The sequence below is a fragment of the Vibrio ezurae NBRC 102218 genome, from assembly GCF_000467185.1.
GTDB lineage: Bacteria > Pseudomonadota > Gammaproteobacteria > Enterobacterales > Vibrionaceae > Vibrio > Vibrio ezurae.
In genome coordinates this window covers 60,372-77,179 of the sequence record NZ_BATM01000033.1, presented here as the reverse complement: position 1 = coordinate 77,179, position 16,808 = coordinate 60,372, and the positions used below count along the sequence as shown (strand labels likewise).

The window sequence follows — 16,808 nt, the reverse complement described above, 5'->3', positions numbered from 1 at the left end:
AACGCCACTATCGAGTATTTTAACAAGCTAGAATGGCCCGTTATTTAGTACGATGGGTATTACACCTATAGCTAATCAATTCAACGACAGATCGACTTTGCCACTTGCGTCTCGCATAAAGTTAAATATACTGCATATATATACAGGTGTTTATTATGCAAAATATTATTGATTTATTACAACGTAAGCAATTGATCTGGAAGGGATCAGAACAAAGCATCCCGCTTATCAATCAACCATCTTATCTTAGTGAATGGGATACCTATTTAGAGGGTTTTCCAAAAACAGGACTCATGGAGATCCAATCTGAATTTGGTATTGGTGAGCTAAGGCTACTGACTCCTATGCTGCAATCAAACACTCAAGATCGCTCCTTAGTGTTAATTAATCCACCAGCGCCACCGTGTGCTCATTACTTTGAAGCAGAAGGAATAGCTCTGCACAATATCTTGGTCATCAATAGTACCGAGCATGACCTATGGGCCGCAGAGCAATGCTTAAAAAGCGGCAGTTGCACTTGTGTATGCTTGTGGCACCCACAGCTAGAAGTTCATCAAGCAAGACGTCTGCAAGTGGCGGCTGAAAAAGGCCGAGCATTAAGTGTGCATTTCAATCTTGACCGCCAAAATCGCTGTTCATTACCCATCCCTCTTAGCGTACAGCTAGAGGCCACAGAAAATGGAGTTAAAGTGAGCGTAAATAAACGTCGCGGAGGATGGCAACAGCACTCTTTTACTATCGACTTTAGCCACCGCTGGCCGCAACTTTGTACAGAAAAGCCGACGCATCAAGTCATTCCTTTTCCTCGACGCAAAAGGCAACACGCATGAACCTATGGCTGTATATTCATTTTCCACAATTGCAATTAGACACGCTGTTTTCTCACTCGAATTTGGGGACTAATCCCAAAGAGGAGCACGCTTCTAGCTTTGACTCTCAGTGCCAAGATTTCAAGAACCCAGCTATCGGTATTGTCCAACAGCATAAAATTGTCCAACTCAATCAAGCCGCTTCTGATAAAGGCATTCAGTTAGGAATGGGATTAGGTAGCGCCGCTTCACTGTGTGCCGAGCTACAGGTACTGCCGTACCAACAAGCCATCGAAGTCGATAAACTACAACAAATAGCCCAATGGCTCTATGTGTACACTTCGGATATGACCCTATTTACAGAGCAAGGAATCTTGCTCAAAGTATCCAATATGCTCACCTTGTATCGCAACCTCGAAAGCTACTGGAAAACCATTTCACAGCACCTCGATCAACTGCATTTACACTATCACTACGCGACGGCTTTCTCTCCTTTGGCAGCAAAACTGTTAGCCGAGACTCACTACGATCACATTACCGATGATAAGCAGGCTATTGAACACTCTATGCTGCAACGCCCGCTTATGGCAACAGAACTCAGTCCATCAAACATAGAAAAACTAGCTCGTATCGGCGTGCATAATTTAGCTCAATTAACCGCACTGAACATGACCGATATTGCGCGTCGATTCGATATTCAAGTGGTGAATTATGTGGGACGCTTATTAGGACAATTTAAGCACCCTGTGCAGTTTTACCACCCTCCCGCTGACTTTAATCAGCACCTTAATTTATTGTTTGAGATTGAACATACTCACAGCTTAATGGCACCGTTAACCTGTTTATTAGAACAAATGGAGTGCTTTTTAAAGCTAAGAGATAAAGTGGCTTATGAGATACAACTCAGCCTGTACCAAAGAGATAAATCACAACAAAACATCACTTTTTACTCTGCTGCTGGAGATTACCAAGCGCGTAAGTGGTTGCAACTGTCTAAACTGACTCTTGAATCAACCCAATTAAACGCTCCTATTTTATCGATTCGCCTACAAGCCATTCGAACGGGAGAAACACCCGCGACCAAAAGTGATTTATTTGATCAGCATACTGGAGAAGTCTCGCCTTTAGAGTTGCTCTCTTTACTGCAAGCCAAACTAGGTAAAACCGCAATAACTGGAATCACCTCCAATAACGACCCTAGACCAGAGGCCAGTACCCGTTATATTGATCCTTTTTCCAAGCCAAATAATAAAGCTCAGTCAACGCTTACCCGTCCTAGCTTTATTTATCCAGTTCCTCAACCTTTACACAGCCACGTTGAGATAATGCAAGGGCCAGAGCGGATACAAAGTGGATGGTGGGATGGCAATCCTATCAATAGAGATTACTTTATTGCTAGAGAGCAAGGAGGACGCTGCTTATGGGTATACAGAACCCCAAGTAAAGAATGGTTTATCCAAGGAGTGTTCAGCTAATGACTGACTTATCTTTTGCTGTTCAGCTGTAGTAGGTTAACCCAATGAACCAAGCCACTGTGCACTATGCCGAACTCTTTTGTCAGAGTAACTTCTCATTCTTAAGCGGTGCTTCACACCCTGAAGAGTTAATAACGCAAGCTGACTTTCTTGGCTACTCCGCACTTGCAATAACCGATGAATGCTCTTTAGCTGGAGTGGTAAGAGCGCATACTGCAATAAAAAACCACCACTTAAACATTAAGTTAATCGTCGGTAGTATGTTTTGGTTAAACCAAGAGTGCCAAATCGTATTACTTTGCCCAGATCAACAAGCCTATGCTGAGTTAGCTCGTATTATTACCAATGCACGCAGACGCAGTAGCAAAGGTGAGTATTCACTATCTCAATGGGACATACTGTCTATCAAACACTGCTTTATTATCTGGATACCGCAGATGAAGGAGTACGATCATGAATGGGCGCAATGGTTAACCAAACAACATCATTCTCGGTTATGGCTTGGGTTGCAAAGACACCTGACTCATGCTGATAAACAATACCTAAAATACAACCAAACTATCGCAGAACAATACGCGATCCCTATCACCGCCTGCGGTGGTGTATTAATGCACAATGCAACGCGCCTAGCACTGCAACATACTCTTGTTGCTATTAAGCATAATGCCAGCGTCGCCAGCATTAGTGAGCACCTACTGACCAATACAGAGCGAAGTCTGCGTAATAAAGAAAAGCTCAGTAAACTCTTTCGTAGAGAGTGGCTCGAAGAAGCGCACAACATCGCCCATCGCTGCTCTTTTAATTTAGCGAGCTTAGGTTACCAATACCCCGCTGAAATCGTCCCTGAATCTATGACGCCATTTGCACACTTATGCCAGTTAGTAAAACAAGGGAAACAACAGCGATTTCCTAATGGTGTTCCTCATGCTGTGCAAGCCACCATCGATAAAGAACTCCAACTTATTGATGAACTCAATTACGCGCATTTTTTCTTAACCATTCATGACATTGTGATGTTCGCTAAACGCAAGAACATCCTCTATCAAGGCCGAGGGTCTGCGGCAAACTCTGTCGTATGTTACTGCTTAGAAATTACCTCCGTCGATCCTAGACAAATATCAGTACTGTTTGAGCGTTTTATCAGTAAAGAGCGCAATGAACCGCCGGATATTGATGTGGACTTTGAACATCAACGCCGCGAAGAAGTGATCCAATACATCTATCAAAAATACGGACGTGAGCGAGCGGCGTTAGCCGCCACAGTGATTCGCTATCGGTTAAAAAGTGCGATTCGAGAAGTCGGTAAAGCATTAGCGATTGATGACACTCAACTCGACTTTTTTATCAAAAATATTAACCGTCGTGATGTCGGACTTAATTGGCAAGCGCAAATTTACGAGCTTGGGCTCAAACCCGATTCGCTAAAAGGGCAACTCTTTATCCAATTAGTCGATGAGATTATCGGGTTCCCACGCCACCTATCTCAACACGTTGGCGGCTTTGTTATTTCAGCAGGTCCCCTATATGAATTGGTACCAGTAGAAAACGCAGCTATGCCTGAACGAACCATCATTCAATGGGATAAAGACGATCTTGAAAGTTTAGGTTTGCTCAAAGTCGATGTGCTTGCTCTAGGGATGTTAAGTGCTATCCAACACTGCTTTCAATTAATTGCACGCCACCATCAACGTCAATTGAGCATCGCCGATATAACTCGCCTACAAGATGACCCCAAGGTGTACGCTATGCTACAGAAAGCCGATACCATTGGCGTTTTTCAAATAGAATCAAGAGCTCAAATGAGCATGTTACCGCGCCTAAAACCGCGCTGTTATTACGACTTAGTCATTCAAATTGCCATTGTAAGACCAGGCCCGATACAAGGCGATATGATTCACCCTTACTTAAAACGAAGACACGGTGAAGAAGCCATTTCATATCCGTCAAAAGAGGTTGAAAGTGTCCTTGCTAGAACCTTAGGCGTCCCCATATTTCAAGAACAAGTAATAAAACTGGCGATGGTGGCTGCTGGATTTAGTGGCGGTGAAGCAGACCAACTGCGTCGAGCGATGGCTGCTTGGAAAAAAAATGGCGACTTATTTAAATTTCGCGAGAAGCTCATTTCAGGAATGCGATCTCGTGGCTATGACAACCAGTTTGCAGAGCGGATCTTCGAACAAATTTGTGGATTTGGTGAATATGGCTTTCCCGAAAGTCACTCCGCCTCATTTGCTGTGTTAGCTTACTGCTCGGCATGGCTCAAACATTATTACCCTGCTGAGTTTTATACGGCCCTACTCAATAGCCAACCTATGGGGTTTTACTCACCTTCTCAGCTACTACAAGATGCCAAACGACATGGTATTACAGTGCATCCGATTAGCGTGAATCGCTCCTGTAATGAACACAGCATCGTCAGAAACAATGCGGTCAGTGAAATTCAATTAGGCTTAAGGCTGATTAAAGGGCTGTCTCAAACTAGTCGAGAACAACTACTGGCCGCACGCCCACATAATGGATTTACTCATCTGCAGCAAATCAAAAATATAGGCATTAATCGACAACAATTACACGCGCTGACATCGGCCAATGCACTGAGTGAGTTAGCAGGAGATCGTTACTCAACCCGCTGGCAACTAATGGATTCTGTAGAAGATCTCCCTCTATTCAATCAGCAACACAGTGATTCTGCTCCCCTAGAATACACTTTTCAGACTAACGATTATGAGGCTTTAATTGAAGACTATTCCGCAACAGGGCTATCGCTGAGTCAGCATCCTATTACCCTTTTAGAAAAAGAGAATAAATTAGGCCACTTCATTCGACAGAATCAATTAATCCACCAACCCCATCAATCCATGGTCACCGTTGTCGGCGTTGTAACAGGGCGACAATCACCTCATACCGCTGGCGGCATCACCTTCTTCACTCTAGAAGATGACACTGGCAATATAAACGTGGTGGTGTGGCAAGCTACAGCCAGGGCACAAAAGAAGAGTTATTTAACGGCTAAGATATTAAAAGTAAAAGGTATTATCGAAAAAGAAGGGGATGTCATACACGTCATCGCAGGCCAGCTAATTGATATCAGTGATGAGTTAATACAACTGGCAAGTCGTTCCCGTGATTTTCACTGAGAGAAGGCATCCGATAGAACAGGCTCATTCACATGTCTTTCACTAATGTAAAAAGCCGCTTTATCATCATAAAGCGGCTTAAATAAGAACTCGATATAAAGGGAAACTAAGCCCGTTTATGGTGAATTCGTTGATGGCCTTGCTTGTCATCCATGGTTTCCTCTATGTTTTCATCCATGACTTTGCTCTCATAAGCCTCAAGCATATTATTGTCTTGCATACCTTTAGGCTCAAAGAGTTGCTCTTTGCTCTCAGAACTTGAACCACTGCTATTTTCTGCAATTAAAACAGAGTGATTACCGTTAATAACATCGTTAAACACCTTTTCTTGAGCAAGAACAAATGGTGAAAACGCCACTATAGAGATGGTTATAAAGCCGATTTTTAGGTTCATATCAACGCCCTCGGTTAACTTATTAAAAGCTAGGAACGCCCTTAGATTTTAGTCGCTGGTTAATAATAAATAAATGTAGAGTCATTATTGTTTCTACTTCTATTTACATCACTCACCTCTAAGGAAGCACTCACTTCACGATAATTCCCACAAAGCAAATCTACTATCGCGAACAACACTTCGCCCCACTACCACCTAAAATCGATGAGATGAAGATAGCTAAATAGACCTTAGCAAAGCAAAAAATCTTTCATGTAACGACTTATACTAACCACAAACAAAAATGGATCACCCCTGTTTGCAAATACCAGAACGAGTGACCGTCTGATTGCGATTGTAAAGAGTACAGGTAACACAATTTCTATATCAGAAAGCTTAAAAGAGCTTTGCTCGTGGTACTTTTAAGAAATACTCCACTAGAAAACCTAAATGAGCTGTAGTGAAAAATTAGATAGGAGAATCGCATACTTTACAAAAGAAAATGACTTCATTTTAGTGGTCACTGCCCTGAGTCAACCACGACTACAGAGCCACTTATAACTGACATGTCACCCTAGAATTAGGTTTAGGGGGATGAAACTTACTGGTTCTGACGCAGCTTTTCACCAAGCATAGTAAAAAAGGTCAAGAACGGGTGCCTAGATGCAATACCACCGCTTAGAATTTTTTGGTGCTCTTGCTTATACTTTTCCACAGCTTCTTCTGCTGTATTAGCCAGTATTACCTCACCATCAACAAAAAAACCTTGTGACAAAAGTTCATCCTTATTTTTTTGGAAGCCCTTTATATCCATCTCAAGGAAAGTAAAGTTTTTCCCATCGGATTCACCAATGATGAAAAATTGATACTTATTAAGTTCCATCACTTCCTCCCTATAATTATGACTAGACTTAGGTATACAACTGATTGCTAACGGCTTACACAAAAAATACACGCAACATGATTAATCACAGACCTGCTCGTTTTTCATTTACCTAGCATTCATCAATATACATTACAACCCACTGATATATAACGAATACGTGTCACGTTTCGCCTCCTGTCTTTACAAAGAATATCCAGAGATGGCACAGAATCACAGCCTTTAACCACTAAATCTCTACTCGGTTCTGCCCTGATAGTGATAAAATCTCCGCATCAGAATTATCGAGAAACTCTATGTTTATCCATCATGTTAATGACATCGACTGGCTGGTGATTACCGCTTTTGAAGAACTGAAAACTATATTCATTGAAGACGCTGGAAAAATCCCCTCCTGCTTCTCAACCACCAGCGAGTTGAGCCTGATTGATCAAGCCAAGCGTACTTATGGATATTTGCCGGCACTTAGTGGTGTGATCACCGATACTGGCACTTTTCAAAGTCAGGATAACGAAGAAGATTTGAACCCACAGCTTGCCTGTTTAGTTGAAGGGCGCGGTCGAGTGTTTATCTATCACGGCGGCTTTGTGGCATTTGTGGATGATGAGCAGACTTTTATCACCCGAATAGACTGATGATTCAGGAAATTAAAATCCCTAGTCGTTCATTCGCAGACGTTTCACTTGAAGATATCGCTATTTCTGATCACTTACTTATTGTGATTGGTCTTATAATGTGCACGATGGATGACTTGTTGGTACGAATCTAATTAATGAAAAAAGCCCCGCATATCATGCAGGGCCTAGAAAGTTATATGACTTAGACAACAGTGCGGTTAGCTATCATCTTCAGTGAAGTTAGTGGGTAAGCTCACTTTCATTTCATTCCAGTGTTGACCACTTTCAATACCGTATTGACGCACGATAGCGGCTATACGGTCGCGATTGCCTTCTTCGCAGACCAATAATAGGTCTTTGTAAAAATTAAGCGCAAGCTGTCGTGATACTGGGCTTGAGAAATAGAAAGCCCCTACACGATCATAAAGTTTCTTTAGCCCATTGAAGATCAAGCCATAAATCTGGTTTCCAGAATGGAAAGCCAAATGTTGGAACAACATGTAATCGTAGAAGTTGAACGTTTTCGCAATTAAAATAGCATCGCGCTTTTGCTCATCTTTCTCATTATCTTCTTTGATATTTTGTGCAATTTTCTCAGCGTATGGGAAAGTATCCATAAAGCTTGCAAACGAATCTGCTTGCATCAGTGCTTCACAAGACTCAATCACGCGTCGTAACGTATTCTCTGATTGCTCTTTATTCACTTTAAACGCATAGCGCATGAAAATTGGGCTGATGCTGGTGCGAGCGGCAAGTAAATCTTCCACAATACTGGTCGCATTATCCGCATCTAACGTCATTAAAGTGTCTAGAATATGCAAACCAGAGGTTTCCATAAACTGGTTCACTTTTGTTGGTTTGCCGTGTTGAATGGTCAGCCAGCCATCACGTGCCAATCGTTGTAGAACCTCTCTAAGAGTGGTACGTGTAACACCAATTAATTCAGACAGCTCACGTTCAGCGGGTAAGATCGAGCCAGGAGCAAATCGTCCGTTCCAAATGCTTTCAATAATGTACTTCTCTGCAAAGCCTGCTGGGCTTTTTGCCTTAATAACCATAGATTGGAAGTTCCAACTCAAAATTCACGAAATATGACTCATCATACCACCTAATCTAAAATTACAAAAATGAGTAATATTATGAGCCTTGAAATATGACGGACTCTCCGACTTTCCCCTTACCACTGCGCACACCATCAAAAAAATGGAAAATAGTATTTTTTCAAAAGAAATACGCCCAACAGTCAGTAGACTAAAATGAAAAGCCAACAATAAGCAATTAGTCACACAACAAGATTAGCAACAGCATTTTAATTAACCAATTAAAAACAAAAGGTTATGAAACATAATTACTTCTCATACAATAACACTCAAGTTGCATAACAAGATCGCCACTAAAAACATGAAACTTACATATGAACCCAGCCTTATATGGTTTTTTAATGTAAACACAATATAAATTGCATGAATTGATTGACTATCAAACTATTTAGAGTAAATATTGCGCCAGCAACATGAGTGTTACAGGATGTAAATTGCAAACCTAGCACGTACGATCGGGCTAACTTCAGTCAACATCCCGCTATACGCTAATGCCCAAGTTTATCCACCTGCTCAATCCGATTGTCACATGGATAGGTCGTATAAAATCGACGCAATCAGATATACATACTTTTAAGAGAGAAGCATTATGCCTTTGAGCCAAGGAAACGCCTTCGTCAAAAACTTTCTCGGAAAAGCCCCTGACTGGTACAAACTAGCCATAGTGGCCTTTTTGATCATTAACCCACTGGTGTTCTTTTTAGTCGACCCTTTTATTGCTGGTTGGCTACTGGTGGTTGAATTTATTTTCACCCTTGCAATGGCACTCAAATGCTACCCATTACAGCCTGGAGGGCTGTTGGCAATTGAAGCTGTCGCTATTGGGATGACGACGCCTGAAATGGTAAAGCATGAATTGGTTGCCAATATCGAAGTATTATTACTGCTTATCTTCATGGTGGCAGGGATTTACTTCATGAAGCAGCTGCTGTTGGTTATTTTTACCAAAATTCTACTCGGCATTCGATCTAAAGCTTTGCTATCCGTCGCCTTTTGCGCCGCGGCTGCTTTCTTATCCGCATTTTTAGATGCCTTAACCGTCATCGCGGTTGTAATCAGTGTTGCCGTGGGGTTTTATGCGATTTACCACAAAGTCGTTTCCGGCAAAGGTCACGGCACTCAGCATGATCATACTCAAGATGGACACCTTACAGAGCTGACTCGTGATGATCTTGACGAATACCGTGCATTTCTACGCTCACTACTTATGCATGCAGGGGTCGGTACGGCGCTTGGTGGAGTGATGACCATGGTGGGTGAGCCCCAAAACCTGATTATCGCCGATCAAGCCGGTTGGCTATTTGGTGAGTTTATCATCAGGATGTTACCCGTTACTTTACCCGTGCTTGTGATGGGGTTATTAACCACTGTAGCTGTCGAAAAACTAAAAATATTTGGTTATGGCTCAGAGCTGCCAGCACATGTACGAACCATTCTTGAAGACTACAACGAAGAAGAGAAAAAGAGCCGTTCTAAACAAGATATTGCCAAGCTTTGGGTACAAGGCGCGATTGCGTTATGGCTCATCGTAGGTCTGGCTTTCCATGTTGCAGCGGTCGGTCTCGTAGGATTGTCAGTCATTATCTTAGCGACCTCTTTTACCGGTATTATCGAAGAGCACTCTCTGGGTAAAGCCTTCGAAGAAGCCTTGCCGTTCACAGCACTATTGGCGGTCTTTTTTGTCATTGTAGCCGTGATTATTCAGCAAGATCTCTTTGAACCCATTATCGATGCGGTATTAGCGGTAGAAGATCAAGGCACACAGCTGGTGCTGTTCTATATTGCCAATGGCCTACTCTCCATGATTTCCGATAATGTCTTTGTCGGTACGGTATACATAAACGAAGTCAAAGAGGCCCTGTTACATGGCGTGATTAACCGTGAGCAGTTTGATCTTCTTGCTGTTGCCATCAATACGGGAACAAATTTGCCGTCAGTAGCGACACCTAACGGTCAAGCGGCATTTTTATTTCTACTGACATCAACTCTTGCACCATTAATTCGTCTTTCTTACGGAAGAATGGTTATCATGGCGTTCCCATACACCATAGTATTGGCTTTAGTCGGTATGGTGGGGATTATGTTCTTCTTGGAGCCGATGACAGCAACCTTTACTGATTTTGGTTGGATTTCAGATCCACCGATGCATGTTATCGATATTCCAAGTTCTGCGGTGCATCATTAGGGAACTTATTTCCAGACTGATACTCTATTGATTTGCCCGCTTTAAAGGGTTAAAAAGAACTTACTGTTATTAGCCAGTGCGAACGACAGTCCACACTGGCTTTTTTGCGCGTATATAGATGTATATAAGGAAATAGATTCATGCTCGAGAACTTATATCAGTTTTCTCGCTCTCGTATTTCATGGCTTTTACTGATAATAGCCATGATCGCTTTTGAACTTTGTGCTCTTTACTTCCAGCACGTAATGCTACTGTCACCTTGTGTGATGTGTATTTATGAGCGCGTAGCAATGCTAGGAATTGCGATTGCAGGTATCATCGGTATATCTCAACCTAAAAACTCCATTCTGCGAGGCTTAGGCTTAGTGGGTTGGATTGCCTCAAGTGCAAAAGGTCTATCATTAGCCCTAGAGCATGTGAGCTACCAATTTAATCCCTCTCCTTTTAATACTTGCGATATTTTTGTTAATTTTCCAAGCTGGGCTCCCCTTGACCAATGGGTTCCTTGGATGTTTTTACCCACAGGTACATGCAGCAAGATTGTCTGGACATTTTTAGACCTATCTATGCCTCAGTGGCTGGTGATTATTTTTGGTGCAAGCCTTGTTGTCGCTATCCTATTTACATTGCTACAAGCTGTTGGACTAAAGAAGCATCACGCTAGCAAATAGCCCTTACAAAAACGGAATAAAAAACGGGAGCCGATTTTATCAGCTCCCGTTTTTTCTGCATAAACTCACGTCATGCAGGGGCAACAAGGAATTCATCGTATTCCTGCACCACTAGTGATTTGAATGATTTGAAATAATGTTCGTTTTACAAATTATAAGATAAAGCTCGCTCCTTCTTCCGCTGACGAAACGTTGTTTCTCGCTAAGGTAAATAAGTTTCGGCCAAAGGTTAATTGCTGACTTTCAGTGTCAACTTCAGCACACTCTCTACCACTGACATCAGACAAGTTATTCACCGTCCCTGCGACACAATCTAAGCTTAAGATATCTCCATCACGAATAAGAGCGATAGCACCGCCTCTAGCCGCATCAGGTGACATATGAATAGCCGACGGCACTTTGCCAGATGCGCCAGACAAGCGACCATCCGTAATCAAGGCGACTTTAAAGCCTGCTTTCTGGACATTGGCTAAAATCGGCATCAGCTTATGCAGCTCTGGCATCCCATTCGATGCCGCACCATTATGAGTCACGACCACAATACAATCTTGATTAAGCTCACCCGCTTGATAAGCAGCTTCAACATCATGTTGAGAAGTAAAAACTTTAGCTTGCGCTTCTACTTTTCTGAACTCTTCTGCAATCGCGGATACTTTAATCACGCAGCGGCCTATATTGCCATTCAGTACTTTGATGCCGCCTGTGTCTTGGAAGCATTCACCACTTAAAGCGATGACGTCACCATTAGTCGTACCTTTACTGTCGCTCCAACACAAACGATCATTGTCAATATGCGGTGTCTTAAGCTGATCCTCAAACTCCCCAAAAGAAGTCAGCACATCACGGTTTAAGAATCCATCCTCGTTGAGTCGCTTTAATAGCGCAGGTACAGCGCCCGAACGATGAAATTCATTCATATCCTCGGAGCCGTTAGGGTAAACATTCACTAATAGCGGTACCGCACTTGAAAGCTCACTAATGTCATCCCAATTCAGCAAGATACCCGCAGAACGAGCAATCGCCACCATATGAATCGTATGGTTAGTACTGCCTCCTGACGCAAGCAGTGCCACAATGCCATTGATGATGTTTTTCTCAGTCATCACATCGTGTAATGGGCGGTAATTTGAAGAGCCTAGCGTAGAAGAAGCGACTCTGACGGCCACCTCTTTGGTCAATTTGTTTCTAAGTTCGCTATCTGGTGATACGAACGCAGAGCCTGGTAACATCAAGCCCATTGCTTCGAAAACAAGCTGGTTAGTATTGGCCGTTCCATAGAAGGTACATGTACCGTGAGAGTGATAAGCACTACACTCCATTTTTTGCAACGTATCAATGCCCACTTCCTTCGCTAAATATTTTTGACGAACGCTGGTTTTTTCTTCATTGCTAATGCCTGTAGCCATAAGCCCCACAGGTACAAATGCGGTTGGCAAGTGGGCAAATGACATCGCGCCCATTAACATTGCTGGCGCAATTTTATCGCATACACCCAGTAGTAAAGTGGAATCGTACACATTATGGCTCAGAGAGACGGCTGTCGCTTGAGCAATCAAATCGCGGGAGAACAGAGAGATATCCATTCCATCTTGCCCTTGTGTGATGCCGTCACACATAGCAGGTACGCCCCCAGCGACTTGTGCTGAATGACCTAACTCAGCCAACGTAGCTTTAATAATCTCAGGGTAATTACGATAAGGTTCATGCGCTGAAACCATATCGTTATAGGCACTGATAATCGCTACATTAGAGTTCACAAGATTTAAAATCGTTTCTTTATTGCAGCTTGTCGCAACCGCATGAGCTAAATTCCCACAAGAAAGCCCTGCACGGTTTTTACCCAATGCAGATTGAGAACGACTTCGTTCTAAAAACTCAGCACGGCTTTCGCGACTTCTTTCAATAAGGTTAGCGGTAACTTGTTTTACTGTTTTATTCATATCGATGATCCTAAACGGCTACAGATATCATCTAACATCTCATCGACCGACAAAGAGATATCAATCGTTATGACGTCATCTTCATCGACAGGTTGTTCAAGAATCGCAAACTGACTATCTACCATATCTGATTTCATAAAATGACTGCTGCGCATATGCACACGTTCAAGCACTAACTCTTGCGAACCTTCTAAGAAAACGAATCTCACATTTTCATTACCGTTTCGAATAGCGTCACGATACTTTTTCTTTAATGCAGAGCAGACAAATACACAGGTTTCATTTTTAGAATAAATGCTATAGATCGCATCATTTATTCTTTCTAGCCACGGAGTACGATCACTGTCATCAAGTGGAGTACCTGAGGCCATTTTTATAACGTTTGCTTTTGGATGTAGATCATCACCATCAATAAACTTCGCTGACAATCTAGCCGCAAGAAGCTCACCAATTGTTGATTTTCCTGATCCGGAAACGCCCATAATTACAATACTTTTACCTTCCATTTAAACCTCTTCTAGTAAGCTTTTTGCAATGGACTCGATACTCATCACATGAGATGTTATCGGTAACATCATTTTTGTTATGGGTAACATCTTACCTGTAAGTTCTGTCTTTGTGAATATATTCAAGGAAAGTTCTGAGTGTTTATGATGAAAAGAGTGATTCTGAGCACAGTTTTTTGCCCAAAATCACTATCAGAGTATTAAGAGCTCTTGCCGTTTGTGATGGTATATCCTAGATCATTAATGCGCTTTTCAGGCTCTTTGCCTTCGATAGCATTTAATAAAAGCTCAGCGGAAAGCTCTCCTATCTCATACCTTGGAGTGTAAACACTGGTCAATTTTGGAGTAATGGCTTGCCCAATATCCAAAGCATTATAACCAACGACACTGATCTGTTCTGGCACGTTTATGCCCATTTCATTACAGGCTAAAATAGCCCCAATAGCGATATCATCATTGGTACAAAATATACCATCAAGATACTGACAATCATCTAAAGCACGGTTTAATAAGTCACGCGCAATTGTAAAGCTAGAGCGGCTTGACGTTAAAAAATGATTTTTTTCAAGTCCAGCCTCAACCATAGCCTCGTCGTACCCTTCCATACGCAGCTTGGTGCGACTATCAAGTCGAGCACCAAAGTAAGCTATGTTTTTTTTACCTTTATTTATCATCAAGTTAACAGCGTCATAGGCTGCCATTTTATGGTCAAGCCCCACCGCCATATTGATAGGAGACTCAGGAAGTTCCATCGCTTCAACGACAGGAACACCTGCCGTTTCAAGCATCTTCAAGGTTTTTTTAGAGTGACTAGTACCAGTCAAAATCAAACCATCAACCTGATAGGATAACAGTGTTGCGATTTTTCTTTCTTCAATTTCACTTTCATAACTGTAGTGACCAAGCAATACTTCATAGCCACGTCGATTCGTCACTGACTCAATGCCTTGAGCTAGCTTAGCAAATACTTGGTTAGACAATGATGGAAGCAATACGCCAATGGATCGGCTTGATGATTTTGACAATAAAGCAGGCGCACGATTATGGATATATCCAAGCTCTTCAGCCACTGCCTTGATACTTGCTCGAGTCTTCACTGATACCGATTCTTCGTTGCGCATAAAACGACTGACTGTCATTTTGGTCACACCAACACGATCAGCGATATCCTGTAGCGTTGCCCGAGACTTCCGCTTATTTTCACTCATTACTCTGTGCTCACCTCAAAAATAGGCTGTTACTGTAACATATAATACCGTTAGAGTTAACACTGCTATTATGGAGATAGTGCACAATATCTGCCGATAAATGACACAAATTCATCATTAATTAAATGACGTCCTTTATCAAAAAAGGATTATCATTGCATCTCATCGGATTTCGATTAGAAATCGTACTCTTCATTGAATTCTCATACAAAACATCTACAAGCATGTAAATGATAATTTCATAATAAACCAGAATATACACTTGATCAGCTTCACGTTTTTTACTTGATTACTTGTAATGTTGCGTTGGTTATTTATACTAAAACCAATAGTTACCGATAACATTCAATTAACTTAAAGTCATCGGGGGCTAAATTATTTTATAAATCATAGGTATAGAGTTTTCATCCACTGTATCTATGACCAAATCTGAAAGATAGATTGAGGCGTATGCCTCTGTTCTTATTTTTTAAAAGCGCATATTAGAGTCTACTTACAAGCACGTTAGGGTTACTCCTTACACTTAAAGGCCTCTGAAGTACTAACAACTTATTAAGGATCTAAAATGGGAAGTTTGAAGAACAAAAAAGTGTTCATTACTGGTGCAGAACAAGGTATTGGCTATGAAACAGCAAAGGCTCTGATTGAATCAGGCTGTGATGTTTTTGCTCATTACTTTAGTGGTACAGAAGGTGTTGAAGAGCTCGTCAAACTGGCTGAATCTCGTGGACAAAAAGCCAGCTTTGGATTTGCAAACCTTATCAACGAAAGTGATGCACTTGCTTGTGTCAATGATGCGGCTGAATTCCTTGGTGGTATCGATATCGTAATCAACAACGTGGGTGGCATCATTGCAAGAAAATGGCTAGGTGAGATCGAATCTGACTACTGGCAAACTGTGTTCGATGTCAATATGACCACAATGAAAAACGTGACTCAGTCTGCTCTTCCTTACTTAAAAGAAAATACTGAAGGCGCCAGCATTGTAAACCTAGCTTCTCTTGCAGGTCGCTCTGGCGGTCACTCAGGTTCATTAACTTACTCTATGACTAAAGGCGCTGTGCTTACTTGGACTCGCTCACTTGCTGCTGAGCTTGGCGAATTTGGTATTCGTGTAAATGCGGTTGCTCCTGGCCTTATCTTAGGCACACGCTTCCACGATCAGCACACAACTAAAGAATCAGCAGAAGAAACCGTTCGTGGTATTCCTCTAGGTCGCGCAGGCACATCAGAAGACGTTGCCAAAGCGATTACCTACCTTGCGTCTGAATATAACGGCTTTGTTTCTGGTGCGACACTAGATATCAATGGTGGCGTATACCGCATGTAATTTAAATCCAATGGCGCAGCTACTCGCTGTGCCATTTTTTAGGAGCCTTTTTTATTATGATCAAGACAAACATTACCCATCCCGAGTTATTATCAGCACTGGCTAAGTGTGGACACAAAGCAAAGATCCTTATTGCCGATGGTAATTTTTCATTCGTCACCAACTCAAACCCTAAAGCTGAAATCATCTATCTGAACTTTGCTCCAGATATGCTGAATGCAATAGACGTACTTAAAGGGGTTACTGAGCTAATCAATGTAGAAGCCGCCGAAATGATGACTTGGCCTGACGACTTCGAAAATACAATCTACGATGAATATGTCAATATTCTTCCAGAAGGTACTCCCATTAGCCATCAACCTCGAAAACCGTTTTACGATCAAATCAAATCTACTGACACCTTTTTAGTCATTGCGACAGGTGAAAAACGTCGATTTGCAAATCTATTACTGACGGTCGGCGTAGTTAAATAATTACCTAGTCGTAAGTATCATTATATCTATCGTTAATAAACGTAATTTCCATTGCCTTTATTAACGATATAAACCGATACCACCCTCACACTAATAACTCA

At 42.0% G+C, this 16,808-nt stretch carries 14 protein-coding genes; 8 read left to right on the top strand and 6 right to left on the bottom strand.

From position 1 onward, the window contains the following. The first annotated feature begins 155 nt into the window (after nucleotides 1–155). From imuA to VEZ01S_RS10745, 3 genes are read left to right on the top strand one after another with little or no spacing between them, the layout of a single operon-like run. On the top strand, nucleotides 156–830 hold the full coding sequence (gene imuA / locus VEZ01S_RS10755) for a translesion DNA synthesis-associated protein ImuA (RefSeq protein ID WP_021714072.1): 675 nt from the start codon (nucleotides 156–158) through the stop codon (nucleotides 828–830). After that, the gene (locus VEZ01S_RS10750) at nucleotides 827–2,284 is read left to right on the top strand and encodes a Y-family DNA polymerase (protein ID WP_021714071.1); all 1,458 of its coding nucleotides are present in this window, start codon (nucleotides 827–829) and stop codon (nucleotides 2,282–2,284) included. The genes imuA and VEZ01S_RS10750 overlap by 4 nt, the downstream gene beginning before the upstream one ends. A gap of 59 nt (nucleotides 2,285–2,343) precedes the next feature. Then, nucleotides 2,344–5,421: an error-prone DNA polymerase gene (locus VEZ01S_RS10745; protein WP_040890757.1), complete on the top strand. Its 3,078-nt coding sequence runs from the start codon at nucleotides 2,344–2,346 to the stop codon at nucleotides 5,419–5,421. A gap of 106 nt (nucleotides 5,422–5,527) precedes the next feature. On the opposite strand, the gene VEZ01S_RS10740 is transcribed toward VEZ01S_RS10745, so the two are convergent. After that, the gene (locus VEZ01S_RS10740) at nucleotides 5,528–5,815 is read right to left on the bottom strand and encodes a hypothetical protein (protein WP_021714069.1); all 288 of its coding nucleotides are present in this window, start codon (nucleotides 5,813–5,815) and stop codon (nucleotides 5,528–5,530) included. A 580-nt stretch (nucleotides 5,816–6,395) separates the two neighbouring features. Next, a complete protein-coding gene (locus tag VEZ01S_RS10735) occupies nucleotides 6,396–6,677 on the bottom strand; it encodes a hypothetical protein (protein WP_021714068.1) in 282 nt (93 codons plus the stop codon). A gap of 296 nt (nucleotides 6,678–6,973) precedes the next feature. Here VEZ01S_RS10735 and VEZ01S_RS10730 point away from each other — a divergent pair, with 296 nt between their 5' ends. Beyond that, the gene (locus VEZ01S_RS10730) at nucleotides 6,974–7,312 is read left to right on the top strand and encodes a hypothetical protein (RefSeq protein ID WP_021714067.1); all 339 of its coding nucleotides are present in this window, start codon (nucleotides 6,974–6,976) and stop codon (nucleotides 7,310–7,312) included. Nucleotides 7,313–7,512: 200 nt separating this feature from the next. On the opposite strand, the gene fadR is transcribed toward VEZ01S_RS10730, so the two are convergent. After that, a complete protein-coding gene (gene fadR / locus VEZ01S_RS10725; RefSeq protein ID WP_021714066.1) occupies nucleotides 7,513–8,352 on the bottom strand; it encodes a fatty acid metabolism transcriptional regulator FadR in 840 nt (279 codons plus the stop codon). A 631-nt stretch (nucleotides 8,353–8,983) separates the two neighbouring features. On the opposite strand from fadR, the gene nhaB reads away from it, so the two are divergent. Together nhaB and dsbB are read left to right on the top strand one after the other, a co-directional pair. Then, nucleotides 8,984–10,579 (top strand): Na(+)/H(+) antiporter NhaB, encoded by a 1,596-nt coding sequence (gene nhaB / locus VEZ01S_RS10720; RefSeq protein ID WP_021714065.1) that lies wholly within the window; start codon nucleotides 8,984–8,986, stop codon nucleotides 10,577–10,579. A 140-nt stretch (nucleotides 10,580–10,719) separates the two neighbouring features. Next, entirely contained in the window at nucleotides 10,720–11,250 is a 531-nt protein-coding gene (gene dsbB, locus VEZ01S_RS10715; protein ID WP_021714064.1) for a disulfide bond formation protein DsbB, read from the top strand. A gap of 152 nt (nucleotides 11,251–11,402) precedes the next feature. Here dsbB and edd read toward each other — a convergent pair whose 3' ends face one another. The 3 genes from edd to VEZ01S_RS10700 form a co-directional block, all read right to left on the bottom strand. Further along, the gene (edd, locus tag VEZ01S_RS10710) at nucleotides 11,403–13,190 is read right to left on the bottom strand and encodes a phosphogluconate dehydratase (protein WP_021714063.1); all 1,788 of its coding nucleotides are present in this window, start codon (nucleotides 13,188–13,190) and stop codon (nucleotides 11,403–11,405) included. Then, nucleotides 13,187–13,696, bottom strand: a complete 510-nt coding sequence (locus VEZ01S_RS10705) for a gluconokinase (RefSeq protein WP_021714062.1) — start codon at nucleotides 13,694–13,696, stop codon at nucleotides 13,187–13,189. The genes edd and VEZ01S_RS10705 overlap by 4 nt, the downstream gene beginning before the upstream one ends. Nucleotides 13,697–13,896: 200 nt before the next feature. Next, entirely contained in the window at nucleotides 13,897–14,904 is a 1,008-nt protein-coding gene (locus tag VEZ01S_RS10700; RefSeq protein WP_021714061.1) for a LacI family DNA-binding transcriptional regulator, read from the bottom strand. 565 nt (nucleotides 14,905–15,469) lie between these two features. Between VEZ01S_RS10700 and VEZ01S_RS10695 the strand changes: the two genes are divergently transcribed. Both VEZ01S_RS10695 and VEZ01S_RS10690 read left to right on the top strand, forming a co-directional pair. Next, nucleotides 15,470–16,234, top strand: coding sequence for an SDR family NAD(P)-dependent oxidoreductase (locus tag VEZ01S_RS10695; protein WP_021714060.1), 765 nt, complete (start codon nucleotides 15,470–15,472; stop codon nucleotides 16,232–16,234). A 56-nt stretch (nucleotides 16,235–16,290) separates the two neighbouring features. Further along, nucleotides 16,291–16,707 carry an RbsD/FucU family protein gene (locus tag VEZ01S_RS10690; RefSeq protein WP_021714059.1) on the top strand — a complete coding sequence of 139 codons (417 nt, stop codon included), beginning with the start codon at nucleotides 16,291–16,293 and terminating at the stop codon, nucleotides 16,705–16,707. The last annotated feature ends 101 nt before the right edge of the window (nucleotides 16,708–16,808 follow it).

What these genes read in the sequence shown, in the direction of transcription:
- fadR (WP_021714066.1), bottom strand. Translation starts at nt 8,352, where the DNA reads ATGGTTATTAAGGCAAAAAGCCCAGCAGGCTTTGCAGAGAAGTACATT.
- dsbB (WP_021714064.1), top strand. Translation starts at nt 10,720, where the DNA reads ATGCTCGAGAACTTATATCAGTTTTCTCGCTCTCGTATTTCATGGCTT.
- VEZ01S_RS10750 (WP_021714071.1), top strand. Translation starts at nt 827, where the DNA reads ATGAACCTATGGCTGTATATTCATTTTCCACAATTGCAATTAGACACG.
- edd (WP_021714063.1), bottom strand. Translation starts at nt 13,190, where the DNA reads ATGAATAAAACAGTAAAACAAGTTACCGCTAACCTTATTGAAAGAAGT.
- VEZ01S_RS10740 (WP_021714069.1), bottom strand. Translation starts at nt 5,815, where the DNA reads ATGAACCTAAAAATCGGCTTTATAACCATCTCTATAGTGGCGTTTTCA.
- nhaB (WP_021714065.1), top strand. Translation starts at nt 8,984, where the DNA reads ATGCCTTTGAGCCAAGGAAACGCCTTCGTCAAAAACTTTCTCGGAAAA.
- imuA (WP_021714072.1), top strand. Translation starts at nt 156, where the DNA reads ATGCAAAATATTATTGATTTATTACAACGTAAGCAATTGATCTGGAAG.
- VEZ01S_RS10690 (WP_021714059.1), top strand. Translation starts at nt 16,291, where the DNA reads ATGATCAAGACAAACATTACCCATCCCGAGTTATTATCAGCACTGGCT.
- VEZ01S_RS10700 (WP_021714061.1), bottom strand. Translation starts at nt 14,904, where the DNA reads ATGAGTGAAAATAAGCGGAAGTCTCGGGCAACGCTACAGGATATCGCT.
- VEZ01S_RS10695 (WP_021714060.1), top strand. Translation starts at nt 15,470, where the DNA reads ATGGGAAGTTTGAAGAACAAAAAAGTGTTCATTACTGGTGCAGAACAA.
- VEZ01S_RS10705 (WP_021714062.1), bottom strand. Translation starts at nt 13,696, where the DNA reads ATGGAAGGTAAAAGTATTGTAATTATGGGCGTTTCCGGATCAGGAAAA.
- VEZ01S_RS10730 (WP_021714067.1), top strand. Translation starts at nt 6,974, where the DNA reads ATGTTTATCCATCATGTTAATGACATCGACTGGCTGGTGATTACCGCT.
- VEZ01S_RS10735 (WP_021714068.1), bottom strand. Translation starts at nt 6,677, where the DNA reads ATGGAACTTAATAAGTATCAATTTTTCATCATTGGTGAATCCGATGGG.